26 protein-coding genes, 1 other RNA gene and 1 pseudogene are annotated in these 26,114 nt (G+C 39.6%); 21 read left to right on the top strand and 7 right to left on the bottom strand.

Annotated features, from left to right (window positions below):
* The first annotated feature begins 43 nt into the window (after nt 1–43).
* From frr to lpxA, 10 genes are read left to right on the top strand one after another with little or no spacing between them, the layout of a single operon-like run.
* Complete coding sequence (gene frr, locus FTV50_RS05770) at nt 44–598, top strand: ribosome recycling factor (RefSeq protein ID WP_078188724.1); 555 nt, start codon at nt 44–46, stop codon at nt 596–598.
* A gap of 6 nt (nt 599–604) precedes the next feature.
* The gene (gene uppS / locus FTV50_RS05765) at nt 605–1,360 is read left to right on the top strand and encodes a polyprenyl diphosphate synthase (protein ID WP_111883757.1); all 756 of its coding nucleotides are present in this window, start codon (nt 605–607) and stop codon (nt 1,358–1,360) included.
* Nucleotides 1,361–2,185 carry a CDP-archaeol synthase gene (locus tag FTV50_RS05760; RefSeq protein WP_078188722.1) on the top strand — a complete coding sequence of 275 codons (825 nt, stop codon included), beginning with the start codon at nt 1,361–1,363 and terminating at the stop codon, nt 2,183–2,185.
* Nucleotides 2,186–3,382 carry a 1-deoxy-D-xylulose-5-phosphate reductoisomerase gene (ispC, locus tag FTV50_RS05755; protein ID WP_168377611.1) on the top strand — a complete coding sequence of 399 codons (1,197 nt, stop codon included), beginning with the start codon at nt 2,186–2,188 and terminating at the stop codon, nt 3,380–3,382.
* 3 nt (nt 3,383–3,385) lie between these two features.
* Nucleotides 3,386–4,741 carry an RIP metalloprotease RseP gene (gene rseP / locus FTV50_RS05750; RefSeq protein WP_078193531.1) on the top strand — a complete coding sequence of 452 codons (1,356 nt, stop codon included), beginning with the start codon at nt 3,386–3,388 and terminating at the stop codon, nt 4,739–4,741.
* Nucleotides 4,722–7,289, top strand: a complete 2,568-nt coding sequence (gene bamA, locus FTV50_RS05745) for an outer membrane protein assembly factor BamA (RefSeq protein WP_373683673.1) — start codon at nt 4,722–4,724, stop codon at nt 7,287–7,289. The genes rseP and bamA overlap by 20 nt, the downstream gene beginning before the upstream one ends.
* 41 nt (nt 7,290–7,330) lie before the next feature.
* Entirely contained in the window at nt 7,331–7,831 is a 501-nt protein-coding gene (locus FTV50_RS05740; RefSeq protein ID WP_180023808.1) for an OmpH family outer membrane protein, read from the top strand.
* Nucleotides 7,832–7,834: 3 nt separating this feature from the next.
* Entirely contained in the window at nt 7,835–8,905 is a 1,071-nt protein-coding gene (lpxD, locus tag FTV50_RS05735; protein ID WP_180023807.1) for a UDP-3-O-(3-hydroxymyristoyl)glucosamine N-acyltransferase, read from the top strand.
* 5 nt (nt 8,906–8,910) lie between these two features.
* The gene (gene fabZ / locus FTV50_RS05730) at nt 8,911–9,396 is read left to right on the top strand and encodes a 3-hydroxyacyl-ACP dehydratase FabZ (RefSeq protein WP_171263789.1); all 486 of its coding nucleotides are present in this window, start codon (nt 8,911–8,913) and stop codon (nt 9,394–9,396) included.
* Entirely contained in the window at nt 9,393–10,181 is a 789-nt protein-coding gene (gene lpxA / locus FTV50_RS05725) for an acyl-ACP--UDP-N-acetylglucosamine O-acyltransferase (protein ID WP_180023806.1), read from the top strand. Before fabZ ends, lpxA begins: the two co-directional genes overlap by 4 nt.
* A gap of 59 nt (nt 10,182–10,240) precedes the next feature.
* On the opposite strand, the pseudogene FTV50_RS05720 reads toward lpxA, so the two are convergent.
* Nucleotides 10,241–11,102, bottom strand: a pseudogene (locus FTV50_RS05720) (YbgF trimerization domain-containing protein).
* A 291-nt stretch (nt 11,103–11,393) separates the two neighbouring features.
* Here FTV50_RS05720 and ffs point away from each other — a divergent pair.
* An RNA gene (gene ffs, locus FTV50_RS05715) (signal recognition particle sRNA small type) lies at nt 11,394–11,490 on the top strand.
* 107 nt (nt 11,491–11,597) lie between these two features.
* Here ffs and FTV50_RS05710 read toward each other — a convergent pair.
* The 4 genes from FTV50_RS05710 to FTV50_RS05695 form a co-directional block, all read right to left on the bottom strand.
* Nucleotides 11,598–12,242 carry a regulatory protein RecX gene (locus tag FTV50_RS05710; RefSeq protein ID WP_180023805.1) on the bottom strand — a complete coding sequence of 215 codons (645 nt, stop codon included), beginning with the start codon at nt 12,240–12,242 and terminating at the stop codon, nt 11,598–11,600.
* Nucleotides 12,243–12,322: 80 nt separating this feature from the next.
* The gene (recA, locus tag FTV50_RS05705) at nt 12,323–13,366 is read right to left on the bottom strand and encodes a recombinase RecA (protein WP_078193524.1); all 1,044 of its coding nucleotides are present in this window, start codon (nt 13,364–13,366) and stop codon (nt 12,323–12,325) included.
* A 145-nt stretch (nt 13,367–13,511) separates the two neighbouring features.
* Nucleotides 13,512–13,952 carry an RNA-binding S4 domain-containing protein gene (locus FTV50_RS05700; protein WP_168377604.1) on the bottom strand — a complete coding sequence of 147 codons (441 nt, stop codon included), beginning with the start codon at nt 13,950–13,952 and terminating at the stop codon, nt 13,512–13,514.
* The gene (locus FTV50_RS05695; RefSeq protein ID WP_180023804.1) at nt 13,945–14,646 is read right to left on the bottom strand and encodes an HAD-IA family hydrolase; all 702 of its coding nucleotides are present in this window, start codon (nt 14,644–14,646) and stop codon (nt 13,945–13,947) included. Before FTV50_RS05695 ends, FTV50_RS05700 begins: the two co-directional genes overlap by 8 nt.
* A 13-nt stretch (nt 14,647–14,659) precedes the next feature.
* Between FTV50_RS05695 and FTV50_RS05690 the strand changes: the two genes are divergently transcribed.
* Nucleotides 14,660–15,511, top strand: coding sequence for a 3'(2'),5'-bisphosphate nucleotidase CysQ (locus FTV50_RS05690; RefSeq protein ID WP_180023803.1), 852 nt, complete (start codon nt 14,660–14,662; stop codon nt 15,509–15,511).
* Between the two features lie 69 nt (nt 15,512–15,580).
* A complete protein-coding gene (locus FTV50_RS05685) occupies nt 15,581–16,324 on the top strand; it encodes a histidine phosphatase family protein (RefSeq protein ID WP_078188709.1) in 744 nt (247 codons plus the stop codon).
* Between the two features lie 88 nt (nt 16,325–16,412).
* On the opposite strand, the gene FTV50_RS05680 is transcribed toward FTV50_RS05685, so the two are convergent.
* Nucleotides 16,413–16,856: a hypothetical protein gene (locus FTV50_RS05680; RefSeq protein WP_078193520.1), complete on the bottom strand. Its 444-nt coding sequence runs from the start codon at nt 16,854–16,856 to the stop codon at nt 16,413–16,415.
* Between the two features lie 445 nt (nt 16,857–17,301).
* On the opposite strand from FTV50_RS05680, the gene FTV50_RS05675 reads away from it, so the two are divergent.
* Nucleotides 17,302–19,896 (top strand): M66 family metalloprotease, encoded by a 2,595-nt coding sequence (locus FTV50_RS05675; RefSeq protein WP_180023802.1) that lies wholly within the window; start codon nt 17,302–17,304, stop codon nt 19,894–19,896.
* 105 nt (nt 19,897–20,001) lie between these two features.
* Here FTV50_RS05675 and rpsT read toward each other — a convergent pair whose 3' ends face one another.
* Nucleotides 20,002–20,268: a 30S ribosomal protein S20 gene (gene rpsT, locus FTV50_RS05670; protein WP_078188707.1), complete on the bottom strand. Its 267-nt coding sequence runs from the start codon at nt 20,266–20,268 to the stop codon at nt 20,002–20,004.
* Nucleotides 20,269–20,483: 215 nt separating this feature from the next.
* Between rpsT and FTV50_RS05665 the strand changes: the two genes are divergently transcribed.
* The 7 genes from FTV50_RS05665 (at nt 20,484) to FTV50_RS05635 (ending at nt 26,114) form a co-directional block, all read left to right on the top strand.
* A complete protein-coding gene (locus FTV50_RS05665) occupies nt 20,484–21,149 on the top strand; it encodes an NAD(P)H-binding protein (protein WP_180023801.1) in 666 nt (221 codons plus the stop codon).
* 10 nt (nt 21,150–21,159) lie between these two features.
* Nucleotides 21,160–21,672 carry a ribonuclease E activity regulator RraA gene (rraA, locus tag FTV50_RS05660; RefSeq protein WP_180023800.1) on the top strand — a complete coding sequence of 171 codons (513 nt, stop codon included), beginning with the start codon at nt 21,160–21,162 and terminating at the stop codon, nt 21,670–21,672.
* A 142-nt stretch (nt 21,673–21,814) separates the two neighbouring features.
* Entirely contained in the window at nt 21,815–22,594 is a 780-nt protein-coding gene (locus tag FTV50_RS05655) for a glutathione S-transferase N-terminal domain-containing protein (protein WP_180023799.1), read from the top strand.
* Between the two features lie 225 nt (nt 22,595–22,819).
* Nucleotides 22,820–23,503 (top strand): response regulator transcription factor, encoded by a 684-nt coding sequence (locus FTV50_RS05650; RefSeq protein WP_078188703.1) that lies wholly within the window; start codon nt 22,820–22,822, stop codon nt 23,501–23,503.
* Nucleotides 23,503–25,395: an ATP-binding protein gene (locus tag FTV50_RS05645; RefSeq protein WP_180023798.1), complete on the top strand. Its 1,893-nt coding sequence runs from the start codon at nt 23,503–23,505 to the stop codon at nt 25,393–25,395. Before FTV50_RS05650 ends, FTV50_RS05645 begins: the two co-directional genes overlap by 1 nt.
* Before the next feature lie 23 nt (nt 25,396–25,418).
* Entirely contained in the window at nt 25,419–25,577 is a 159-nt protein-coding gene (locus FTV50_RS05640) for a hypothetical protein (protein ID WP_180023797.1), read from the top strand.
* A gap of 66 nt (nt 25,578–25,643) precedes the next feature.
* On the top strand, nt 25,644–26,114 hold the full coding sequence (locus FTV50_RS05635) for a hypothetical protein (protein WP_180023796.1): 471 nt from the start codon (nt 25,644–25,646) through the stop codon (nt 26,112–26,114).

The raw sequence follows: 26,114 nt of genomic DNA, 5'->3' as shown, positions 1-26,114 counted from the left end.
ATTTTAGAATTTACATCTTTTCGAATTAAGTTAGGAAGATCACATGATTAACGATCTTAAAAAAGACGCAGAAGACCGTATGAATAAATCTCTAGATTCTCTAGAGCATGGTTTTGCTAAAGTTCGTACAGGGCGCGCGCACCCATCAATTTTAAATGGTGTTATGGTTCCTTACTATGGCTCTGATGTGCCATTAAACCAAGTAGCGAACGTGGGTGTAGAAGATTCTCGTACTTTACTTGTTCAGCCTTTTGAACGTTCAATGGTTGCTGCAATTGATAAAGCAATCCGTGAATCTGACTTGGGCTTAAACCCGATTACTGCTGATGCCATCCGTGTTCCTATGGCTGCATTAACAGAAGAAACACGTAAAGACATGCAGAAAGTTGCACGTAACGAAGCTGAAAATGCAAAAGTTGCGATCCGTAACATCCGTCGTGATGTTTTGGGTGATATCAAAGCATTGTTGAAAGAAAAAGAAATTTCTGAAGATGATGAGCGTCGTGCGGGTGATGACATTCAAAAAATCACAGACAAATTCGTTGCTGAAGTTGAAAAACGTCTGGCTGCAAAAGAAGCTGAATTGATGAAGGTCTAAGTTTTAATGACCTCATCTGAAGAAACTTCCCGTCTTCCAAAACATGTTGCCATCATTATGGATGGCAACAATCGTTTTGCCAAAAAGAATCAAATGCAAAAAGGTGAAGGGCATCGTTCTGGAAAGGACATCCTAGATCCCATCGTTGAACATTGTCGTAAAAGAAATATCCAAGCACTGACGGTTTTTGCTTTTTCGAGTGAAAATTGGAATCGTCCTCAGTTTGAGGTTGATTTGTTGATGGCTCTTCTTGAAGAAACCATTCATGAACAGTTGCCACGCATGGAAAAATTTAACATTTCCCTACGTTTTATTGGTGATCGTTCTCGTTTATCTCCTAACTTACGTGACTTAATGTTGCAAGCTGAACAAAGGACTGCTAATTTCGACAGCATGACTTTAACTATTGCAATTAGTTACGGTGGTATGTGGGATATGGCACAGGCTGCAAAACAAATCGCAGCAGATGTTTTAACTAACAAAATAAATCTTGAAGCAGTGGATGCTGAAGTCTTTGGTCAATATGTCAGTTTAAGTGATCTACCTCCGGTAGATTTGTTAATTCGTACAGGTGGTGATTTCCGTCTTTCGAACTTCTTGCTTTGGCAAGCTGCGTATGCAGAACTTTATTTTACCCAGACATTATGGCCTGAATTTACCATTGAAGAATTTGATGACGCACTAGCAGTATTTGGTGGTCGTGAACGTCGTTTTGGTAAGACCTCAGAGCAGATTCAACAAGAGCAGTTTGAGAATAAATAAATGTTAGAGCGGATAATAACCGCATTGGTACTGGTTTCAGTTGTATTGAGTTGCATGTTTGCAACCGAGTCTAAATACCCAATGCTTGTGCTGATGATTATTGCATCAGCTGTCGCTGGTTATGAGTGGTTTAAACTCATGCCGCGGAATACACAAAATGTGATTAAACCTTTCGCTTGGGGCTATGGTCTAGTCACTGCTATTCTTTCAGCACTAGCATTGCATTTTACTGATGTTGCATTGCTGCTTTGGGCAGCTTCAATCTTTACTTGGATCTTAAGTGTATATTGGGTGAAGTCTTATCCTGAATACGACAACTGGTATAACCCGAGTCTGAGTGGTATTGGTTTAGTCTTAGTTCCTGCTGCGGTAACTGCTATTTTTTCTGTGTGGATGAACTCACCTTGGTGGCTCATGTATCTGTTCCTGTTGGTATGGGGGGCAGACAGTGGTGCATACTTCGTGGGACGTAAATTTGGTAAGAAAAAACTTGCACCAGATGTGAGCCCAAATAAATCGATCGAAGGTTTATATGGCGGTCTATTCACTGCAATGCTAATTGTTATTGTTGTTGAAATTATTTATCTTGATTTAAGCATCGCTGAACATATTTTATTTTTAATACTTTCAGTAATAACAGTATTTAGTTCAGTACTTGGTGATTTATTTGAATCGATGATCAAGCGTCGTGCAGGGATCAAAGATTCTGGTCGTATTCTTCCCGGACATGGTGGTGTGCTGGATCGTATTGACTCGTTGCTTGCTGCAGCACCTATCTTTGCGGCAGGTATGTATGTTTTAAAATTAATTGGCGTAGATTTATAGATGTCACAATCTGTTTGTATATTGGGTGTAACAGGATCCATTGGTCAAAGTACTTTAAAGATTCTGCAACAGCACCCCGAAGAGTATTCAGTTTTTGCAGTCACTGCACATAGCCGAATTGTAGAACTTGTCGAAATATGCAAACAATATCGACCGAAAATCGCAGTTGTTCCATTCAATAAAGTGGATGAACTGCGCCAATTACTCGTAGCTGAAAAATTAACTGATATTGAAATCCTGCATGATGAAGCAGGATTAATCGCAGTAGCAGAACATCCACAAGTTGATGTGGTCATGGCAGCTATTGTGGGTGCGGCAGGATTGCTACCGACATTGGCTGCTGCGAAAGCAGGTAAGCGTGTCTTACTGGCAAATAAAGAAGCGCTGGTGATGTCGGGTGACATCATGATTCAGACCGCACGTGAAAATAATGCTTTGTTGCTGCCGGTCGATTCTGAACATAATGCAATCTTCCAATGCTTGCCTGAAACTTATCTACAAGGTGAGCGTCATGGTCAGCCAAAGCTAGGTGTAAAACAAATCTTACTCACCGCGTCTGGTGGTCCATTTTTACATCATAGTTTGGAACAATTACAAAGTGTGACGCCGGCCCAAGCCTGTAAGCATCCAAATTGGTCGATGGGGCAAAAAATTTCTGTTGATTCTGCAACACTAATGAATAAAGGCTTGGAATTAATAGAAGCCTGTCATCTTTTTGCAGTTGAAGAACAATTTGTAACAGTTGTTGTCCATCCACAGAGTATCATTCATTCAATGGTTCAATATGTAGATGGTTCGACTTTGGCACAAATGGGTAATCCTGATATGTGTACGCCTATTGCTCATGCATTAGCATGGCCGAAGCGTATTCAAACACATGTGCCTCCATTAGATTTATTTGTTCATTCACAGTTAAACTTTGAACAGCCTGATATACAGCGATTCCCAGCGCTAAAATTAGCACGCCAAGCCATGAAGGCAGGTGGCTTAGCTCCAACGATTTTAAATGCAGCCAATGAAATCGCCGTGGCAGCATTTTTGCATGAGAAAATTGGCTTTACTCAAATCCCTCAAATTGTGGAACATGTGTTGGGGCAAGTTGAAAACTCAGCTGCAAATAATATTGATGTTATTTTGCATGCAGATAAATCGGCACGTATGGTTGCTGAAAAAGCAGTATTAAATTCAGGAAGTTAAGACATGAATGCCTTGTTTATGATTATTGCAGCAATATTGCTACTTGGACCGCTGATAGCGATTCATGAATTTGGGCATTATTTCGTTGCACGTAAACTGGGCGTAAAGGTTTTGGTGTATTCGATTGGTTTTGGCCCAACACTGCTCAAGTGGACGTCGAAGAAATCAGGTATTCAATATCAACTGTCTGCATTGCCACTCGGTGGTTATGTCAAAATGTTGGATGAACGCGAAGGTGATGTCGCAGCAGAAGACTTACCAAAAGCATTTAACCGACAACACCCTTGGAAACGTATTGCAATTGTTGCGGCAGGGCCACTCATTAACTTGGCTTTTGCAGTAGTGTTGTTTTGGATTTTATTTTTACCAGCTCAGGAACAGCTCAATACGCGCGTAGGTAAAATTTTACCGAATACGCCAGCAGCGGCTGCGCAAATGCAGTCTGGTGATAAAATTACTGCCGTAGATGGCACTCAAGTATCCACTTGGGAGCGCTTGAATTATGCCTTGGTTGATCGTGTAGGTGAAACTGGCAATATTCAAATTCAAGCTGAACGAGCAGGGCAAATTCAAAACTTCAGTTTACCGATTCAAAGTTTCTTACGTGATCAAACTCAGTCACCACTCGATGTTCTAGGTTTTACGCCGTATCGTCCTGAAATTCCTGCAGTAGTTTCAAAACTCAGTGAAGATGGCGCAGCGATTCGCCAAGGGATGCAAGTGGGTGATCGAATTGTTTCGATCGATGGCGTAAAAATGAAAGACTGGTTTGATGTTGTACAAGTTGTACAAGCTTCTCCAGAAAAGTTACTTAAAATTGATGTTTTACGACAAAATAAAATTGTGCATTTAAGCGTGATGCCGCAAGGTAAGCGTGACCAAATGGGTAAAGTCACAGGGCTTTTAGGTGTACAAAGTGATCCGGGTAAAGTCAATATTCCAGCCGAATACAAACAAACCATTCAATACACGCCTGTAGAGGCGATGGGCAAAGCGGTAGAAAAAACAGGTCAGATATCTAGTATGATCCTGAATTCTATTGTAAAAATGGTACGTGGTTTGGTTGGTTTAGATAATTTATCTGGTCCGATTACTATTGCGAAAGTGGCTGGACAAAGTGCTGAGATGGGGTGGCAAACCTTCATTTCATTTATGGCACTGATGAGTGTAAGTTTGGGTATTTTAAATTTACTACCGATTCCTATGCTCGATGGCGGTCATTTAATTTACTATTTTATTGAATTAATTCGTGGTAAACCTGTTTCTGAACAAATACAATTGGTTGGATTAAAAATTGGTATGGTATTGCTGGGTAGCATGATGCTACTGGCTCTATTCAATGACATTATGCGTTTATAAGAACGTTATACGAAATAAATTAACAGCGGAAAAGACTGGCATGCAGCACAAACATTTATTTATGCCATTGGCACTGGTTAGTGCTATGGCCGTAGCACAACAAGTATATGCAGCAGATGATTTTGTAGTACAAGATATTCGTGTTGATGGCTTAGTGCGTTTAACTCCTGACAATGTAGCCGGAATGATCCCATTCTCCGCTGGTGATCGTGTCAATGATCAAATCATTTCAAACTCAATTCGTAGCATGTTTGCGTCGGGTTTGTTTGATGATGTGAAGTCTTCACAAGTCGGTAATACCCTTGTATATACAGTGGTTGAACGCCCAGTAATATCTAAAGTTGAGCTAAAAGGCAATAAACTTATTCCTAAAGAAGCCTTGGAAGAAGGCTTGAAGAAAATGGGTCTGTCCGAAGGTGAAGTTTTAAAGAAATCATCTTTGCAAACGGTTGAAACTGAATTAGAACAACAGTACATGCAGCAAGGTCGCTACGATGCTGATGTCAAAGTGATTACAACCGCTCAACCGAATAACCGTGTAAATGTCTTAATCGAGTTTGAAGAAGGTCAATCTGCCAAAGTATTTGATATTAATATCATTGGTAATACGGTCTTTAAAGAAAGCGAAATTAAACAAATTTTTGCATTAAAAGAAAGTGGTTGGAACTCGATCATTTCTCGTAATGACCGCTATGCACGTGAAAAGATGGCTGCGAGTTTAGAAGCGTTACGTGCGATGTATCTCAACAAAGGTTACATCAACTTCAACATTACCAATTCAAGTCTAAATTTGAGTGAAGATAAAAAACACGTCTTTATCGAAGTTTCGGTGGATGAAGGTGAACAATTTAAGTTTGGTGAAACCCATTTCTTAGGTGATACGCTTTATACGCAAACTGATTTAAACGCTTTAAAACTCTATAAAGATGGCGATTTATATTCACAAGAAAAAGTGAATGGTGTGAAACAGCTTTTACTTCGTAAATATGGTAATGCAGGTTACTACTTTGCAGAAGTGAACATTGTTCCTGAAATCAATAAAGACACCAAATTGGTTGATTTAAATTACTATGTGAATCCGGGTCAGCAAGTCACTGTTCGCCGTATTAATTTCACTGGTAACTCGAAAACAGCTGATGAAGTTCTACGTCGTGAAATGCGTCAAATGGAAGGCGCATTAGCAAGTAACGAAAAAATTGATTTGTCTAAAGTGCGTTTAGAACGTACTGGTTTCTTTAAAACCGTTGATGTTAAGCCTGCACGTATTCCGGGCACGCCAGATCAAATTGATTTAAATGTAAATGTTGAAGAGCAGCATTCGGGGACAAGTACTTTAGCTGTTGGTTTCTCACAAAGTGGCGGTGTAACTTTCCAAGCAGGTTTGAGTCAAACCAACTTCTTGGGTACAGGTAATGCAGTTTCTATCGATTTGTCTCGTTCAGAGACTCAAGATTATTACAACCTCAGTGTAACTGACCCATACTTCACTATTGATGGTGTACGCCGTGGTTATAACTTGTACTACCGTAAAACCAAGTTAGATAACGACTATAACGTTAACAACTACGTCACTGACAGTTTTGGTGGTGGTATCAACTTTGGTTATCCGATCGATGAAAACCAAAGTATAAGTATGGGTTTGAATATTGATCAAACTGATGTAACTACAGGCCCATATGTATCTACGTATGTCCGTGACTACTTACTTGCTAACGGTGGTAAAGCTACAGGGAAAGGTTCTTACTGCCCAAAAGATGCTAATGGTGAGTCTCAAAATACTGTACCTGTTTATAATGATAAAAACGAAATAATTGGTTATAAATGTGCTGTTGAAGAAATTACTTATGACAATGAATTTAAAGGTGATTTCTTAACTTATAACCTTAACTTGGGTTGGTCGTACAACACCTTGAATCGCCCGGTATTCCCTACATCGGGTATGTCACACCGCATCAATGCCGAAATTGCATTACCAGGTAGTGATGTTGAATATCAAAAAATCACTTACGACGCACAAGCTTATTTCCCACTAGGTAAAGACTTTGTGTTACGTGGTTACGGTAAGTTAGGCTATGGTAATGATTTACCATTCTATAAAAACTTCTATGCAGGTGGTTTTGGTTCAGTACGTGGCTATGACAACAGTACTCTAGGGCCGAAATATCCTGGTGTGTATTATGATGCGCAAAATCAGGTTGACTACGATCCAGAAGAAGTCGGTGGTAATGCTTTAATTCAATTTGGTACTGAATTGGCTTTACCTGTGCCATTTAAAGGCGATTGGGCGCGTCAAGTTCGTCCAGTATTGTTTGCTGAAGGCGCACAAGTATTTGACACCCAATGTGACGTTCCTAAATCTAGTGAAGACCGTCAATACTGTAAAGATAACTACGGCTTTGATATGAATAACATGCGTTATAGTGTTGGTGCAGGCTTTACTTGGATCACGATGATTGGTCCAATTTCACTGAGTTATGCATTCCCACTGAATGACAAAGCTGGCGATGAAACAAAAGAAATCCAATTCGAGATTGGTCGTACGTTCTAAGTACGACCCTTCTGGGAATAACAAAATTACAGGTTGATAAGATGAATAAATTATTTGCTGGTTTGGCGGTATTGGGTATGTCGTGTTCTGCTGTGGTACATGCAGCGGGTTACGGTGTGGTTGATTTAGAAAAGGTGGTGGATCAAAGCACTTATCTAAAACAACAAAATGCTCAAATTCAACAGCAGTTGAAACCACAAACCACTAAAATTGAATCACTGGCTAAAGAGCTGGAAGCAATGCAACAGAAAGCTCAGCAGGGTGGTGATAAGTTGACTGCTGCGCAAAAGCAGCAAATGGGTCAACAGTATCAAACTAAACTCAAAGAGCTGACTGATTTACAGCAAAAAGTTCAAGCTTCGGTTCAAGGGAATATTCAGTCCTTAAATCGCACGATGGATACTCGGATCAAGCAAGTTGCAGAACAATTGCGCACAGAAAATAAGTTAGATGTTGTTTTGAATAAAAATTCAGCACTTGCGTATGACCCTAAGTTTGATTTAACTGATAAAATGATTCAAAAGGTTAATGCAATTAAATAATCAATGAATTCTCAAAAATTCAGTTTAGAAAAGCTTGCTCAACTTGTTCAAGGTCAATGTATTGGCCAGTTAGACTTGCAATTCAGTGGAATGGCAAGTTTGGAGAGTGCTCAACCGCATCAGCTTGCATTTTTAAACGCAGATAAGTATCTGAATGAAGCTCAACAGTCTCAGGCTGGTGCGCTGATTGTGACTGCAGACATGCAGTCACAAATCCCTTCACAGCAAAACTTCATTGTTGTACCCAATCCGTATCTGGCTTTCGCTATTCTGACGCATGTTTTTGAAAAGAAATCTGTAGAAACAGGTATTGAAAGTACTGCCCAAATTCATCCTTCCGCAATCATTTCTGATACTGCTTATATTGGGCATTATGTGGTGATTGGTGCGAATAGTGTGGTGGGTGATGGGACTCGCATTGAATCACAAGTGAAGATTGATCATGGTGTTGAAATTGGTAAAGATTGTTTTATAGATTCGCATGTGACGATTACTGGTGAAGCCAAGTTAGGTGATCGTGTACGTATCCATGCAAATACGGTGGTCGGTGGTGAAGGATTTGGTTTTGCACCTTATCAAGGGAAATGGCATCGTATTGCTCAATTAGGTTCTGTACGTATCGGGAATGATGTGCGTATTGGTTCAAATTGTAGTATCGACCGTGGTGCTTTAGATGACACAATTTTGGAAGATGGTGTCATTATTGATAACCTTGTGCAAATCGCGCATAACGTCAAAGTTGGTGCAAATACGGCAATGGCTGCGAAATGTGGTATTGCCGGTAGTACAACTATTGGCAAAAATTGTGTGCTAGCAGGGGCTGTTGGTATCGTAGGTCACATTAATATTGCAGATAATGTGACAATTACCGGTATGTCAATGGTCACAAAAAGTATTTCCGTTGCTGGGAGTTATTCTTCAGGTACGCCAATGCTTGAAAGTGGTTCTTGGAAAAAGGCAGCAATCCGCTTTAAACAATTAGCAGATGTGCCATTGACCCAATTGGTCAAACGACTTGATCATATGCAGTCTCAAATTGAGTCCCTTGAATCAACATTTAAATTGCGTAAATAATTATGATGACAGAGTCGAATACCCCAGCTTTCACAAAACCTGAATTACCAATGACTATTCAGACTATTCGTGAATATTTGCCACATCGTTATCCGTTTTTATTGGTTGATCGTGTTGTTGAAGTGACTGACAACGGGATTGTAGGCTATAAAAATGTAACGATTAATGAAGAATTTTTACAAGGCCATTTCCCTGAATACCCAATTATGCCGGGTGTGCTGATTGTTGAAGCATTGGCGCAAGTATCGGGTATTTTAGGTTTCATTATGAATAATGAGAAACCTTCAGCGGGTTCGCTGTTCTTATTTGCTGGTGCAGAGAAGGTTCGATTTAAAAAACAAGTCGTTGCAGGCGATCAACTTGTATTAAAATCGGAATTAGTGATGCAAAAGCGTGGCATTTACAAATATAATTGTGTTGCCACTGTAGATGGCGTAGTCGCAGCAACCGCGGAAATTATGGTTTCGCATCAGAAAACAGAGACAGCATGAGCAATAACGAATTAATTCATCCTACCGCCATTATTGACTCATCAGCAGTAATTGCTCCGGATGTGCAAATTGGACCATATTGTATTATTGGTCCTAAAGTCACAATTGGAGCGGGCACTAAACTGCATTCACATGTTGTGGTGGGTGGTTATACCCGTATTGGTCAACATAACGAAATTTTTCAATTTGCCAGTGTTGGTGAAGTTTGCCAAGACTTGAAATATGCTGGTGAAGAAACCTGGTTAGAAATCGGTGATTATAACTCGATTCGTGAACACTGTAGTTTACATCGTGGTACTGTTCAAGATCAGGGTCTAACTAAAGTTGGTAGTCACAATTTATTGATGGTGAATACGCATATTGCACATGACTGTGTAGTAGGTGATCATAATATCTTTGCTAATAACGTCGGCGTTGCAGGTCACGTCCACATCGGTGATTATGTCATCGTAGGTGGTAACTCTGGTATTCATCAATTCTGTAAAATTGATTCATACAGTATGATTGGTGGTGCATCGCTTATTTTGAAAGATGTACCTGCTTATGTCATGGTATCTGGTAATCCAGCCCATGCTTTTGCAATGAACATTGAAGGAATGCGTCGTAAAGGTTGGTCTAAAAATGTGATTCAAGGTTTACGTGAATCTTTTAAATTGATCTATAAAGATGGTTTAACGACGAATGAAGCGATTGAGCGTATTCGCATTGAAATTTTGCCTGAAGTGGCAGAAGCGCAATTGTTGATTGACTCACTTGAGCAGTCTAAGCGCGGTATTGTGCGCTAAATGCTGCGAATAAAAAAAGACACCTTATAAGGTGTCTTTTTTTGCATTAAAAAATAGTTCTATTTTTTAACAAAGCCTGCTTCTTCAGATTTTGGATACTTTTGGGTGAGCTTGGTTTTGAGCTGCGTTGCTAAATTGCTATTTCGATCGACATCTTTTGCAATGCTATACAGTTGATATAACGCTCTAGGCGCGCGGGTCGATTCAGGGTATTGATCTACCACGATACTATAGTTCTTTTTCGCTTCCACGTAGTTGGTCGGTTCAACAGCAAGGTTGAACTCAGCTAGCCAAAAATATGCATTGCTAATATAGACACTGTTAGGATTATTCTTAATAAAGTTTTTCATCGGTGCAATGGCTTTTTTCGCACCACCTTGTTTGTATGCATCTAAAGCAACGGTATATGCCGCTTTCTCGAGCTCAAGTGAGTCACCACCTGCATTTACAGGTTGGTTTGCAGATGAGCTTAATGTTGCTTGGGTCGTAGGTTGTTTAATAGGTGTAGGCGCTGTATTAGCTGTTACTGGGTGCAGTACCTTGTTGGTTATCCTCCGCGGCCTCTGTGTCTCCACTTGGATCTACTTTTTGTTGGAGTAGTTCTAAACGTTGATCTAAATCTGCATAGCGGTTTGTAAGTTCACTTTTTAATTGTTCGATAATATTGTCTTGCTCTTCCATTTTACCGCGTAAGCTACGCAATTCATTTTCAAGCTGTTGGTTCTTCTGCATAAGCTGCCAATTCAAATTGGTTGGAATAGGGGTAGAGCCAGCACCTGTTTGAATGGCCGTATTATTTGCTGTATACACAGTACCATTATTAGCGCCACTCAAACCACGAGATTCAATTGGAATATTGGCAAATAATGCACCTGAGCAAGTCAATGTAAGGGCACACAATACATGCTGTTTAAACATCATAAAAATTCCATGTAGTTACAAGCATGTCCGTATAGAATAGTTTTATTACAGACAGCTTTAGATAAAACGATAACCACATTAAAAACGCCAAAGATCTGAATTGCAATAAGCTTTTACAATCTTGTTGTGTATTAAAGTAAAAATATAGTGATGAAGTTTCACGTTTTCTACATCATCGACCATCATATTGATTTATAAATAATCAAACAGTGTTTTCTACTCAGGAATTCTTGGTTTTAGGCTTGCATGTTTATTAAAAATCTCTATACTCTGTTCTTGCAATGGTAGCCCTGCCGGTTACTTCGCAATTGTACTCTACAAACCCCGCCAGGACCGGAAGGTAGCAACGGTAGTAGAAATATGATGTGCCGAAGTCTTGCTGGTAGGGTTGCCACCAGTTTCAATAATAATAAATTAAACGTCCTCTCATTTTTTCAATCCTATATTATTCTTTATTTTAGTTTTATTAATTCTTCATTTAGATCTATATTTTTTTTATTCGTCATCAAATTCTTTACGTGCAATCACTTTAAAAATTGTATCGAGATCAAAGCCTCGATATTGCAAAAAACGTATTTGTTTGGCTTTTTGTTTTGGATCACGTTCAACAGCTTTGCCAAATTTTTTTATCTTGAGCTGGTAGGCTTCAGTGACCCAATCTGTTTCTTTTAATTCATCCTGAATTAATTCACTGTCTACTTTTTTATTTTTTAACGCGAGCTTTATACGATTAGGGCCTTTACCTTTACGTTTTTGACTCGATAGCACCATCTCTGCTACACGCTGATCGCTTTGATAGTTCTCACGTGCGAGTTCTTCCACCAAGTGTATGACTTCTTCACGACTATCCGCATACAGTGCTAATTTTTCGATTAAATCCGCTTTTGAGTATTCTTTACGTGTGAGTACTGCAAAAGCGTACGAGCGTAGACGAGAGCCGCGCAGTCCCGATTTTTTTTCAGCATGAACATCTTTACCATTGGTGTCAAAATGCAACGCAGTGTGATCGATCACCGAAGTATTGTCATGTGAAATGTCAGTTTGTGCAGCATGATTTACGCAGGTAGTTTCTTCAGCTTCTGCAAACTGTTGTTTCAGTGCTTCATAATCAAGCAAGAGTGGAAAATGGTCTTTAGTCATGGGGTCATTTTAATACAAATTTTGAGTGCAAAACAAAACGCCCCGTAGGGCGTTTCGTCTGCTATTAAAGTATGCTGTAATTAAGCATCTAAAAAGTCTGGTTCTTCTTCGTCTTTGTCTTCTACAGGTGCTGTACCCGTAGTCAGAAGTTGTTCACGAATCAGTTTTTCGATAGTTTGCACAAGTTCAGGGTGTTCTTCTAAGTGGCGAATGGTATTGTTTTTACCTTGCCCAATCTTGTCACCTTGGTATGAATACCAAGCACCTGCTTTTTGAACAATTTCTTGTTGTACTGCGAGGTCAACAAGCTCACCTAAATGGTTCACGCCTTTACCATAAAGAATTTGGAAAATCGCTTCACGGAATGGAGGAGCCATTTTGTTTTTCACAACTTTCACTTTAGTTTCTGAACCAATGATTTCGTCGCCTTCTTTCACTTGACCAATACGGCGGATATCTAAACGTACAGATGCATAGAATTTAAGTGCATTACCACCAGTTGTGGTTTCTGGGCTACCAAACATTACACCAATCTTCATACGGATTTGGTTAATGAAGATCACCATACAGTTCGAACGTTTCGCATTACCGGTAATTTTACGCAGTGCTTGGCTCATCAGGCGAGCTTGTAAGCCCATGTGTGAGTCACCCATTTCGCCTTCAATTTCGGCGCGAGGGGTCAGTGCAGCTACAGAGTCGACAACGATCAGGTCAATGGCACCTGAACGTACCAGCATATCTGCAATTTCAAGTGCTTGTTCACCATTGTCTGGCTGTGAAACAAGTAAGTTATCAATATCTACGCCAAGTTTACGTGCGTATTGAGGGTCTAATGCATGTTCAGCATCGATGAATGCACAAGTACCGCCAGCTTTCTGACATTGTGCAATAGCTTGTAATGTCATAGTCGTTTTACCAGAAGATTCAGGACCGTAGATTTCTACGATACGACCTTTAGGCAAACCACCAATACCTAGTGCGATATCTAATGTTAAAGAACCTGTAGAGACAGCTTCAACTGCCTGTACGGTATTATCACCAAGACGCATAACGGTGTTTTTACCAAACTGCTTTTCAATTTGGCTTAAGGCCGCATTTAACGCCTTGCTTTTATTATCATCCATCTTACAACCTCAATACGATGTCACGAAACAATATACTCAAGTGGATGTATTCAGTTTAAATCTGTTCCACGAGTGTATAGTGACAGAAATCATCCTTTTGTTCTATGAAAATCACAACAGGTGCGACATGTTGTGACGCTTTAACTTAATCATCATTATAAGACCATTGCTGGTCAAACTGTTGATCATTTTCTCTTTTAAATTTACCAATATCTCGACGATCTTTTTTACTTGGTCGATGATCTGGCCGAGCTAGATTATGCAACTTTCTTTGTGATGCGAGCAATTCCCGTTTTGCAATACTGACCTCAGTTTCATCATAAAGCAGCTGAGCGGTTGGGGCAGGCCCACGAACATCCGACAGTGCTTTTACCACCACGGTTTTTTTCTCAAGGCCTTGAGCAATGGTTAATTCCATGCCTACACGAACCTCACGAGAGACTTTAACGCGTTCGCCATTATGATGAACTTTACCGCCTTCAATCGCATTTTTGGCAATAGAGCGTGTTTTAAAAAAACGTGCAGCCCACAACCATTTGTCTATACGCATACCAACCGCATCTTCGGCTAGATTTGATTTACGCATATTTTTTCTGTTCCTCGGCTTGCTCAATCATTTGAGCTTCTAAAATAGGGATTAAATCTGTTAATGCGGACAGCATTGGGTAATTGCAAGTCTCGCGAGGCGCTTTGGCAGATGAAGGCTGCTGAATCGAATAGAGCTGTTCAATCCCAAAAAGTTTTGCACCATTAAGCACTTTTTCTGTGTCATCAATGAAATAACAGTTTTTTGCATTGAAGGGGTGTTTGCTTGCTAATATTTGCCAAAACTCAATAAACTCTTTGGCATGACCGAGCGTTTCTGAACTGACGATAACATCGAAAAAATCACGAAGACCGGTTTCTTTAAGTTTGAATTGTAAGCCTGCAAAGTCGGCATTGGTTGCAAGCCAAATAGGATAGCCATTTTCTTTAAGATAGGTGAGCAGCTCGATGCAGCCTTCGCGTTTAGCCACTTTGGCTTTTTGTTCTATTTGCATTGCCAAAACATCAACGCCAACTTGTGAGGTCCAAAAGCGAGAGGAGTACCATTTTAGGGTATGATTATGTTGTTGATAAAAACTAAATAGCGTTTGCTTGCTTTGTTCGAGTGAGCACTGATGCTGTTCAGCATAGCGAATTGGCAGCAGCTCATTCCAAATGAAATCATCATAAGCAAGATCGAGTAAAGTACCGTCCATATCGAAAATGATCGTCGGCTTTTCTGAGTAATTTGGCATATAAAGGTATTCTATGTTTAAAACAACAACAGCACCGCAAGACCCACTCATTTTGCAGTTGGTTCCCATTGTGACACAAGCTTGCGAAATTTTGCGAGAAGAATATCAGCGTTATTGCTCAGGTGCGGATTTTGATGTGGAACGTAAAAGTGATGATTCACCTGTAACGCAAGCTGACTATCGTGCAAATAGCTATATTACTCAAGCATTATCCAAAGTTTCTAACTTGCCTGTATTGTCAGAAGAAGGTGACAAGTCTGAACGTATGCAATGGCAAAAATTTTGGCTGCTTGATCCTTTAGATGGTACCAAAGAGTTTTTACATAAAAGACCTGAATTTACCATTAATCTGAGTTTGGTTGAGGGTGCTAATACTACCTTTGCCATATTGGCGATTCCGGGGGAATATAGCGTATATATTTGCCCATTTGCGGGACTGCCGCTGAAATATGATAGCCAGTCAACCACATGGTATGAATATGTTCAAGCCTCTGTAGAGAATGTCGTACACGTTGGCTTGAGTCAAAGTGCCAAAAATAAGCCGATTTATACGGACTATCTAGACGCTTTAGAAAAACTCACTCCTTATCAGGCATACCATGCTGGTAGTGCATATAAGTTTTGTATGATGTTAGAAGATCGAGTTGATATTTACCCGCGTTTTCATCCCACCTGTGAATGGGATACGAGCGCTGGACAATGTTTAATCGAGCGTATTGGTGGTGGTTTGGTTGATTTTAAAGGTCGCGCTTTTTTATATAACCAGCGCAAGACTTTATTAAATGGTGGATTTATTGCATTTAAAAATGCCGAAATGAAAGAATTGGCCTTAAATGCTTTGGCAAACATGCCTGACAAAACTTGAGCTAAATCGGGTTCATGCTATAGTGTCAGCACACTCCGTTAAATCTCCTGCATATAAGAACTGTCAATTATGGCCCTAGATTTGCTCCCTCCTAGTATGCTGAAAGCAATAGACTTATTGCCGGATGAAAAGACGCCTGTAACATTGTTTACACGTCATTCCATTCGTGAAGTTGTACAAGGACAGGGGTTGGCCGGTTATGACTTACAACTGACCCATCAAGGACGTGATTTAGCCGAAGCGTGGGGCAGCTATTTGGTTGAAAATACCGATCGTGTTATTCAACACTGTATTTCTAGTCCAATTCAGCGCTGTGTGGATACGGCAGCATTGATGATTCAAGGTGCAGATAACGTCACGATTGAGCCAAATACCCACCATATCGAGATCATTGAACAAGGATTATTGGTCGAGCCGGGAAGTTTTGTGCTCGATATTAAAAAAGCAGGACCATACTTTCAAAAGCAAGGTGCTTTAGGCTTTATCAATAGTTTTGTGAATAATGCTTTGCCGGGTATGAAACAGCCCATTCATGGGGTGGTAGATGTTTTGGAGTTGATTTACAACACTCATCCAACCAATGATTATGGTCTGAGTCTAGCGGTGAGTCATGATACGATTTTGGCTGCAATTCTTGCCATTATTTCAGGTAAAAATATCGTGACACGCGAAGATTGGCCTAAAATGATGGAAGGTTTATTTGTTTGGTTTGAAGGAGATGTATTCCTTGAGTCAAAACTGAAATGGATTTGGCGTGGTGAACTAAATGAATTAAATATTCGTGAATTTCAGCAAGCTGAACAGCAACTTTAAGAAATTTTGCTAATAATAAAAAATTTATAAAAGGCATCCATGTGCGGATGCCTTTTTTATCTGTTTCAGTATTTCATTAAATAAAAGATTAAATATTGGCTTTAATTCGTGCAGGATACTGATTTAAATCAATACTTGAACCGTCGTCACTATAAGGCCAGCGGCTAGTATTGACAGGTAGATGCTGTTGGTGGATTCGACTGTATTTGTCTGCAGCAATCAATGTCGCAATGTCATGATCTTTAATGCTATACGCTTGCACGAGTTCAGCTGGATATTGTGTGCGTTCAAAAAATTCAGCTTCTGTTTCCCCTTGATGCAGTGCAAAGATACGTTCTACAGCTGGTAAGTACACGCCATATGCTAACCATGAGTCTACACCTTGAGAGGCTTGAATCTCAGCGGTCGATTTCATATTTGAAATGACTTTACCTAAAATGTCTTTTTCACCTTTAGATGTAAAATATTCAATATATTGATTTTCTGCTTCTGCAAATTTTTCTAATGATGGCAAAAATTGGTTAATCGACATTTTTATCCCTCTTTTCATTTGTACAGCAATGGCTGCCTAGGATGAAAATTAAAATACCATAAAAAATATATGGGATTAAGCCATTTCTTAAAATTTTTATTTACAAAGTTTCTAAAAATATCCTGACAATTTCTGTCGGGAATATACGATTGTATTAACAGGTCTACATCTTAATTTTAGTTGAAAAGTGAAATACCTGTCACATTAATAATGATTCTACCAATACAAAATATTTAGATTTTATTTGAATTGTTAATAAGTGACAAAACACGGCAATTGAATGATTAAAAAAAAGAAAATAGCATTAAATTTGTTGTAAATTATTGATTTATATATTTTTATGTGAGTCTCTTTATTGGATTTTTTTGTGGCTAATTGGGGAATAGTAGTGAAAAGTGTGATAGATTTTTCATATAACAAATTATCAATTTGTATTGTGTCATTAATGTTAGTTGCTTGTGGTGGTGGAGGCGGTGGTGATAGTTCAAGTGGTTCTGCATCAACTGCAAATTATCCAGAACCGACCCAAGACATAGTCGATGATACCAGTATTGGCTTTTATGACTACGATGCAAATGATGCTGTTCGTGAAATACGAAATGATTTAGTCGGCAACTTTTCAGCGCAAGTTCAATTTGGTCAAAGTCATGTCGTCGATCCGAATGCGAACGAAGCCAAGAAAATGCCACGGTTAACCAGTGAAAAAGAAGCGCTGCTTATCGTGACGCCAACACTTGATATGCAAAACATCAACCAACTCAAAGTAGAAATCTATCAAAACAATCGCTTAGTGCGCACTGCGACATTGGATGATCCAACGCAGATGCCTGTTTCAGACCAGAGTGGGCAAAGAGGTCGTCCAGATGTTTGGTACAGTAAACGTGCGTGGACCACGAAACTCAATTGGGATGAAGTTAAACCCGGTCTAAGATTAAAATTTATTGACGCAAATAAAGTCAGCGGTGAATTGGCTGAGGATAAAATCGATTTTGCTGCACCAGGGGAATTGGTTTTAAATAATATCCGTGTTGGTATGTTGGCAGATAAGCCAAATTCTACCGGCCACTATATGTTACTAGAGCCTGAAAAAGCGGGCACAGATTATTTCCAAACCATTCCTGCAGCAGAAATGACGGTTGCACAATATGATGATATGCAGTTAACACGTGCAATGGTATCTTCAGGTGTTATTTATGACAGTAAAAGTGCCGGAGAAGGAGGTGTTTATGCAGGAGACATGCGTGAGGATGTCGGTAAATCAACCTTTAGTGTTGGTATAAACCTTGCTAACTGGGGTATTACCAGTGCATCTATGGCCAACCAAAGTCAGCCACAATTAACTCAAACAGTAGTTGTCCATCATACGAAGGGGAACTATGCCAATGGTGTGCATACTCATGGACTGAGTGGTGGTAATGGCATGCTCACGCTTTATGATTCTGTAGGGAATGAATTTAGCCATGAAATTGGCCATCACTATGGTTTAGGGCATTACCCTGGTCAGGTAGGTGACAATCTATTTTGGGCTGCACATCATGCGGACAGTGGATGGGGTTATATTGCCAATCGCAATATGATGCGCGGAAATCTATCATGGACGGCGACATGGAAGTGGGATGGAGCGAATGGTATCCCAAATTTTAAAAATTTGTTTCCGTACGGAAAAGATGCCATGTCCGGCGGGTATCCTGATAGTAATGTATCACGCTACACACACTATACGGGTTACAGCACATTCCTGAAAATTCAACCGCACTTTGACCGTTATGTCTGGGATGAAACATCACCTACCGGCTACAAAAAGTGGAATAAAACCACTCGTGAAATGGAAGTCGCTCAACCGAAGATGCCAAATTCTACGGCTCCGGTTTGGTATAACGCAGATCAAAATTATCCACGACCACGGGTTTTTGGTCAGCCTGTCATTACCATTTTAGGGGGCTATGATCCAGTCAATCAAGTTGGTTTGTTGTATCCTGCTGCACGTTCAAACTGGGGTAATGTGTATGACTTAAATGCTGCCAATACCGCTTTGGATCAAGCGGCATGTTGGTTGAATGTGCAATACACGAATAAAGTCAACAATATTGCTTTAGCACCTGTACGACTAGGTAGTAATGCCAATAAACTGCATGTCAATTTAGCTTTGGCAGATCAACCACAAAAGGTCAATTTATATTGTAAAAAAGCAGGTGAAGAAGCCAAATTATTAGCAAATATTGATATTCCAGTCTACAGCACAGTGATCAAGCCGGCCGTCAAAATTGGACGTCAGCACGGTTATAGTGCTTTGCGTGCTATCGAACTACCTCAATTAGAAAGTGCTTTGGAAGCGCAAGCTGCAAATGCTGTTGTTGCTCTTAATCCAACTGAAAAAATGCTGTATGAGTCATATAAAAATGACAAGTCATTGATGAATAGTGTGGCGCGTCAGCAATTAACCCGTTATGAGTCGCAACAAAACACAGCATACCGACTAAATCGTTGGATGAATGTGTATGCACAAGACCTAACCAATCAAGTTCCTGAGGCACAAAGCGCACTCGAAGCATTTATGAAAAAGCTTTCAGTATCTCAGGAAGGTATGTTCGAGCAGGCGACATTGATCAAAAATGGTAACAACTGTTTGAAATCTGAAACCTTAACTGATGGAACATTAAATTTATACATCAGTGGCCCAAGCGGATGTACTGCGGACGAATCGGAACAGTGGGTATATGATGCCATTGGCCGTATACACAGTAAGTCAAATCCAGATCAATGCGTAACAGGCAACGGTGGTTCAGCTAAAGTGACGCTAGAACGTTGCGTGTTAAACCAAACCAACCAAATTTGGACCATGGACCCTGCGACTACAACGATTCGTCAAAGTGGTCAATGCATGGATTTAAATACGGGACGTTTGCAAAATAACCGTGCGGATTTAATTCGATATAGCTGTACCAATGGTGGCAATCAACGTTGGACAAATTTGACAGCAAGCCAAAACTTATTATGGACGTACTTATCAGCGACGAATATGAAGCTGATTAATAAATAGCCTATAATTAAAAAAATAAGGTCCATCGAGGACCTTATTTTTTTGCTTTTAAAAACCTATAGGTACAAAAAAAGCCCTAAAAAGGGCTTTTTTTATCGCAACAAATTAGTTAGCTAAAGCTTTAACTTGTGCATTTAAACGGCTCTTATGACGAGCAGCTTTGTTTTTATGGATGATGCCTTTATCAGCCATACGATCGATAACAGGAACAGCTTTTTTGTAAGCTTCTGTAGCGACAGCATAATCACCAGCAGCAATAGCAGCTACTGTGCGTTTAAGATAAGTACGAACCATAGAACGTAAGCTTGCGTTGTGTTGACGTGCTTTAACGTTTTGACGAGCACGTTTTTTTGCTTGAGCAGAGTTTGCCACTCGTGCACTCCTTGAAATAGATTGGTCTGGGCGGGCTGAAATTACATCTGAAAACCAACATCAGAAGAACTATCACCAGCCCGTAAACAAGTGCCATATTGTGATTAAACTAAGCGCTTAAGTCAAGTCTTGACATGCTTTGACAACATTTTAGATGCAGAAAAATTTTAAAGAAAACGTTAGATTAGTCTAAAGTGATTGAGATTGTATGAAAAATGACTAAAAGTATAGAGAATGCGATTGTCATCGGAGCAACAGGATTGGTCGGGCGGGAATTGGTTTGTCAGCTCAGTCAAAATGCAAGATGTAAGAATATTACGGCTGTGGTACGTCAGCGTGACCATGAACTGAATGGACTGGCAAAAGTTCAACAAATGGTGATCAGTGACTTTCTTTCTCTGACTCAGGATGATGTGAGAGATTATAGTCATGCCTTTAGTTGTTTAGGCTCGACCATTAAAAAAGCAGGGTCTAAAGATAATTTTTATCAAATTGATTTTAGCATCAATGCGCATTTTGCTGAATTATTAGAATATACAGATACACAATTGATCATTGTCAGTGCTATGGGCGCTGACGCCAATTCCGCATTTTTTTATAATCGAGTCAAAGGGGAATTGGAATATTATTTAAAAACCTTAAAGTTAAATCAACTTTCGATATTAAAGCCTTCGCTGTTACTTGGTGAGCGTAATGAATCTCGACATTTAGAGGATGCGACACAGAAGCTCTATATGCGCTTTTCGCATTTTGTACCTGACCGTTTCAAATTTAAGCCAGTGACAGCACAGCAAGTGGCTCATACTATGGTCGAGGCGGCACAAACTCAGACTGAAAAGTTCGAGATTTATGATAATTTACGCATACTAACAATTAAATGAGGGAAATACCGTGTCTACAGTTCCATTCGTCACTTGTGATTTACTTGATGATCATCCAGACAAAGAATTACAAGTGGTGATCCCGTCTTTGGATGGTAAATTCTTTCAAAGTTATGGTGCACGAAAAAGTTTTGGCGGTCAGGTGGTGACGGTTAAATGTTTTGAAGATAACTCTCGTGTTAAAGAATTATTGGCAACCGATGGTACGGGTAAAGTATTGGTTGTGGATGGTGGCGCTTCGATGCGCTGTGCCTTGATGGGCGATATGATTGCTGAATCTGCAGTCAAGAATCATTGGAATGGTGTCATTATTTACGGCTGTGTGCGTGATGTCGATGCGATAGCCGAACTTGATTTAGGTGTGCATGCTTTGGCCGCAATTCCACAAAAAAGTAACCGCAAAGGTGTGGGTGAAACAGATATTCCATTAAGTTTTGGTGGTGTAAACATTCAATCTGGTGATTTTATTTATGCTGACAATAACGGCATCGTTGTTTCAAAAGAGCAATTGGTTGTTCTATAAGTGTGTTTGAGTTTTTAGTCATGGAATGAGTGGGCATTGCTTACTTATATACGACGATACAAATCTGGAAAAATACAAACATCAGCTGAGGACTCTCGGCTGTTGTATAAAAATACGAAATAAAAAAAGAAAGGAAAAAAGTATGTTGTTGCATCAATTAAAAGTGGCGCAAGCGTTGCTCTCAGGCGTAGCAGAGGGAGGACGTGGTACAAATGGGACGCCTTATCCCAAACAACCTGAAAAAGCCCTTAAACTGTACGAATTTGAAGGTTCTCCGTATTGCCGTCGTGTGCGTGAAGTTTTGACCACACTTAATTTGGATTATGAGGTTTACCCATGTCCCAAAGGGGCTAGAAAGTACCGTTTAGAGGTACAGAAATTAGGTGGAAAACAGCAATTTCCTTTCTTGGTGGATGACAATACAGGGGATCGTTTGTACGAATCTCAGCAAATTATTCATCATTTATTTAAACATTATGGCAAAACAGGTCAGACTCCTAAGAAGTATGCCAATTATCCTAAAATTCCGTATGTTGCCTATGTTGGAACCTTAATTAATGGGGCTCAAGGCGTGTGGGTGCACCGTAAAGTCATTCATCGTGATGCTCCATGTCAACTCTTAGAACTATGGGGTTTTGAAGCGAGTCCATATACACGCATCGTACGTAGCGCATTGTCTGAAATGGAATTGGCATATACCTTTCATAATGTGGCTAAGGAACGTTGGCAAGATCAGGGATTAGCGGTAATGCGCTTAAAACCTGGTAAATATGTACCCCTGAAAGGTGGTAAGCGTGAACAAGTGTTAAAAATCATGGGGAACAATATTCAAGTGCCATATTTGAAAGATCCCAATACTGGTGTTGAACTTTTCGAATCTGAAAAAATTGTGCAATATCTGAAAAAGCAATATTTGAGCTAATCTTACTCAAGTTTAAGCTAAGTGCAGTGTATAGTCAGACAGATGGCTATACACATATTGTAATGATAAATGGGTCTAAAATTAGAAGAAAAATGCATCATAGCTGCATCAATTGAATTAGAATAAATTATTAAAAATAAGAAATTTACTTAATTATAGGGATATCCTAAAAGGATTAAACTCATTAATGTAAAAGACATTTCATTTTTTCGGGGGAAGTAAATCATGTCACCACAAGAAGTCATACTACCCGTACCGGTGCTTGTCGTTGAAGATGAGGAAATTATTCAATTACGTTTACGTCAAATTTTGACGGAGCTGGGTTATAAGCGTGAAGAGCTTATCTTCACCAAAAATGTTAAAGAATCTATTCAAGCCGTAGAGACACAACCGATATCATTAGCCTTAGTTGACTTAGGTTTGCCTGATGGCAGTGGTATCGAAATTATTGAAAAAATACGTTCCCTCGAAAGTAATACTATGATCTTGGTTGTCTCTGCATGGAGTACACAAGAAAGCTTATTTGCTGCGATTAAAGCAGGCGCAACAGGCTATGTATTAAAAGAACGTGATGATGCTGAAGTACTTTTATCTATTCGGAGTATTTTACGTGGTGGGGCGCCGATTGACCCATTTATTGCACGAGAAATCCTAAAACAAATATCCGAAGCTGAAGCACCAAGTCCAGAACAAACAGTCGCCGATGAAGCAGACTTAAACCTGCTGACCAGTCGTGAAAAAGAAATTTTATGTTTGGTTGCTCAAGGTTTGAGTAATCGTGAGATTGCTGAACAGCTTTTTGTATCACGCTATACCGTAGAAAGCCATATTAAACATATTTACCGAAAATTAGCCGTAACGAAACGAACAAAAGCCGTGAGTACAGCAAGATCTATGGGTATTTTATAATGCGTAAAGGAGGATATTTTGTATTATTTATCCTCTGTTTAGTATGGGGGAGCTTGAGTCATGCAGAGCAAGTATTCCCTGTAAATGATCAATGTAATGTAACTGTGAATAGCATTTCACGGGTGAAAACACCATCCAATCAAGAATTACCCCGAACGGGATGGAAAACCACACAATTACCTGATCGTTGGAAAGAAGATAAAGACTGGGAAGGTTATCAAGGTGGTGCTTGGTATAAACTAGACTGGTCTTGGTACTGTAAAAATAATGCCCGTTTGGCAGAACCCATCGTACTATATATTGATTATATCATTAATACGGGTTCAGTCTTTCTGAATGGCGACTTGCTGTGGACCAATAAAAATCTTCAAGAACCGATTTCTAAAAGTTGGAATGTTGCGCGCTATTGGATTTTACCGATAAGTGGAATCAAACATGATCATAATGAAACTTTGATCTATGTGTATGGTTACTCGAGTTTAAATGCTGGCTTGGGCCCAGTAGTATTTAACAATGTAATGGCAACGGTTGAGCAAGCTGAAAAAACAACGTTTACACGTCGGACCATATTACAGTTAAATATTTTTCTTTCTGGGGTCTTGGGTCTAATTTGCTTTATTATTTGGTTGATGCGTCCTCGTGATACCAGTTTTGGCTGGTTTGCGCTTTCAACAGTGCTGTGGATTTTATTTCTCAGTAATGCCCTGACTACTGAAACCTTTCCATACCCAGATTCGGTTTTTTCTGCCAAAGCTAATCTGATATTTGTAATGCTGTACTTTCAGTGCTTTAGCATTTATATCTTACGCTTTCTTGGGCGTAAGTTTCCACGAATAGAACTGTCATTTACAATGTTGACTGCTGCACTGATTGGTGTGGTGTGTATTTGGCCATTCGAACAAAATGCAGATATTTCGAGCCTTATTTTCTTTTTGTATTGTGCATTCTTTTTTATCACTTACCTCTATCTGTGTAAAATTTGTTTCAAAGAACGAAGAAAGGACTATATTTTATTAGCAATCTGTTTGACTGCGATAATTGTGATAGTCATAGCTGACATCATGGTCTTGGTACTCTTTCCAAAAGAAAATTTTACACCTTTATCACCCTTTACTTCACCGATTATAACCTTATTTATAGTGGTGATCTTGGGGGCGAGACTCAATCGAAATATACAGAAAATTGAAAAATATAATGATGATTTGGCATTTGAAGTTCAGAAAGTCAGTGATGAACTATGTAGTAGCTTGAATGATAAACATCAGCTTGAACTGAGTAATGTACGCCTGCAGGAACGGATTAAATTATCGCATGATCTGCATGATGGTCTGGGCGCATCCATTGTGCGCTCGATGATCTTGGTTGATCAGTGTGAAAGTAATATTCCAAACAGACAGTTCTTGTCGATGTTGAAATTATTGCGCGATGATTTAAGGCAAATTATTGATAGTGGATCTTCTTTAGACAGTAAAGTGCCAGATTCACCTTTGCTCTGGATCGCACCTGTTCGACATCGCTTTAGTCAGTTGATGGATGAAGTGGAAATGAATGCCAAATGGTGTATTCCTTCGCAGTGGGCGATCAAACCAACGGCAATTCAGTGTCTGACTTTAATACGAGTGATTGAAGAAAGCCTGACCAATATTGTGAAACATAGCCAAGCAAATCATGTCAATGTCACGCTGTCACAGTTCGAAAATGGCGCATTGTTATTAACTATTGAAGATGATGGCGTCGGTTTTGATGTTGAGAGTGTTTCAAATCATGGCATGAGTATCGGTATGAGAAGTATGAAAATGCGTGTGGAGCGTATAGGCGGAAATTTCAAAATTCATTCTCAGCAAGGCTATACCATTATTCAAACAGAAATTAATTTAAAATCAGCTGCATAAAATAATATGTTGAAATAATAAAAATGATGATCAATTCGATATTAAGTCATCTAAAGCGCATTGCATTCTTCTGCTGTGTCACTTTTATAGCAGCTTGTGGTTCGCAGGATCATGCGCCTAAACCAGGTGAGTATGGGCAGATTTTGTTCCAGCATGCGGTGTTAAGTACTGAAGAAATTTAACAATTACTCAGTGAAAGTCAAAGCGATACAAATATATTAAACACTAAAAATTTTGCAGTGGATTACATGGCGACATCGAGCCAAAACCCATATCGTGCAGTCTTGTTGGTCAGAGATAGGGCAATGACCAGTGGTGAGGTATCTGTAAAATTTCAAATTGATAACTACAATGCCGCTATTCAACAAACCTCAAGCAATCTTATGCAAATGGGTGCAGGTATTGATCAGGTTGAACGATTAGAAACATTGGATGCAGGACAAGAATTTACTTTTGTTATGGACGGTGCGCCTTTTTCAGTCAATGCTGCCAATGATCCAAATAGTATGACCAGTCAACTAAGTTTATTTGAGTCGAGGAATGTGGAGTTTCAAAGTATTGAATTACAAATTTGGCAAGGCAAAGGTGGTCAATATGGTGTAATGCGCTATCTTTGGTTTATTGGATTGGTGTTATTGATTGTATGGGTTTATCGTGTGATCGTGGAGAAAAAAGCCGGTCAAGTCGAAGATTTTTTAAATCGTAGAAAGCGAAAATAA

Origin of the sequence: Acinetobacter sp. YH1901134 (genome assembly GCF_013416965.1) — a bacterium.
In the GTDB taxonomy this organism is placed as follows: Bacteria; Pseudomonadota; Gammaproteobacteria; order Pseudomonadales; family Moraxellaceae; genus Acinetobacter; species Acinetobacter amyesii.
This window is presented reverse-complemented; position numbering and strand designations above follow the sequence as displayed.

Coding starts and splice junctions, on each gene's coding strand:
- FTV50_RS05650 (WP_078188703.1), top strand. CDS start 22,820: ATGTCACCACAAGAAGTCATACTACCCGTACCGGTGCTTGTCGTTGAA.
- FTV50_RS05740 (WP_180023808.1), top strand. CDS start 7,331: ATGAATAAATTATTTGCTGGTTTGGCGGTATTGGGTATGTCGTGTTCT.
- uppS (WP_111883757.1), top strand. CDS start 605: ATGACCTCATCTGAAGAAACTTCCCGTCTTCCAAAACATGTTGCCATC.
- FTV50_RS05640 (WP_180023797.1), top strand. CDS start 25,419: ATGATGATCAATTCGATATTAAGTCATCTAAAGCGCATTGCATTCTTC.
- FTV50_RS05665 (WP_180023801.1), top strand. CDS start 20,484: ATGACTAAAAGTATAGAGAATGCGATTGTCATCGGAGCAACAGGATTG.
- FTV50_RS05760 (WP_078188722.1), top strand. CDS start 1,361: ATGTTAGAGCGGATAATAACCGCATTGGTACTGGTTTCAGTTGTATTG.
- FTV50_RS05645 (WP_180023798.1), top strand. CDS start 23,503: ATGCGTAAAGGAGGATATTTTGTATTATTTATCCTCTGTTTAGTATGG.
- FTV50_RS05695 (WP_180023804.1), bottom strand. CDS start 14,646: ATGCCAAATTACTCAGAAAAGCCGACGATCATTTTCGATATGGACGGT.
- FTV50_RS05710 (WP_180023805.1), bottom strand. CDS start 12,242: ATGACTAAAGACCATTTTCCACTCTTGCTTGATTATGAAGCACTGAAA.
- FTV50_RS05680 (WP_078193520.1), bottom strand. CDS start 16,856: ATGTCGATTAACCAATTTTTGCCATCATTAGAAAAATTTGCAGAAGCA.
- FTV50_RS05700 (WP_168377604.1), bottom strand. CDS start 13,952: ATGCGTAAATCAAATCTAGCCGAAGATGCGGTTGGTATGCGTATAGAC.
- rseP (WP_078193531.1), top strand. CDS start 3,386: ATGAATGCCTTGTTTATGATTATTGCAGCAATATTGCTACTTGGACCG.
- recA (WP_078193524.1), bottom strand. CDS start 13,366: ATGGATGATAATAAAAGCAAGGCGTTAAATGCGGCCTTAAGCCAAATT.
- FTV50_RS05675 (WP_180023802.1), top strand. CDS start 17,302: ATGTTAGTTGCTTGTGGTGGTGGAGGCGGTGGTGATAGTTCAAGTGGT.
- FTV50_RS05690 (WP_180023803.1), top strand. CDS start 14,660: ATGTTTAAAACAACAACAGCACCGCAAGACCCACTCATTTTGCAGTTG.
- FTV50_RS05685 (WP_078188709.1), top strand. CDS start 15,581: ATGGCCCTAGATTTGCTCCCTCCTAGTATGCTGAAAGCAATAGACTTA.
- bamA (WP_373683673.1), top strand. CDS start 4,722: ATGACATTATGCGTTTATAAGAACGTTATACGAAATAAATTAACAGCG.
- lpxA (WP_180023806.1), top strand. CDS start 9,393: ATGAGCAATAACGAATTAATTCATCCTACCGCCATTATTGACTCATCA.
- ispC (WP_168377611.1), top strand. CDS start 2,186: ATGTCACAATCTGTTTGTATATTGGGTGTAACAGGATCCATTGGTCAA.
- FTV50_RS05655 (WP_180023799.1), top strand. CDS start 21,815: ATGTTGTTGCATCAATTAAAAGTGGCGCAAGCGTTGCTCTCAGGCGTA.
- fabZ (WP_171263789.1), top strand. CDS start 8,911: ATGACAGAGTCGAATACCCCAGCTTTCACAAAACCTGAATTACCAATG.
- frr (WP_078188724.1), top strand. CDS start 44: ATGATTAACGATCTTAAAAAAGACGCAGAAGACCGTATGAATAAATCT.
- lpxD (WP_180023807.1), top strand. CDS start 7,835: ATGAATTCTCAAAAATTCAGTTTAGAAAAGCTTGCTCAACTTGTTCAA.
- FTV50_RS05635 (WP_180023796.1), top strand. CDS start 25,644: ATGGCGACATCGAGCCAAAACCCATATCGTGCAGTCTTGTTGGTCAGA.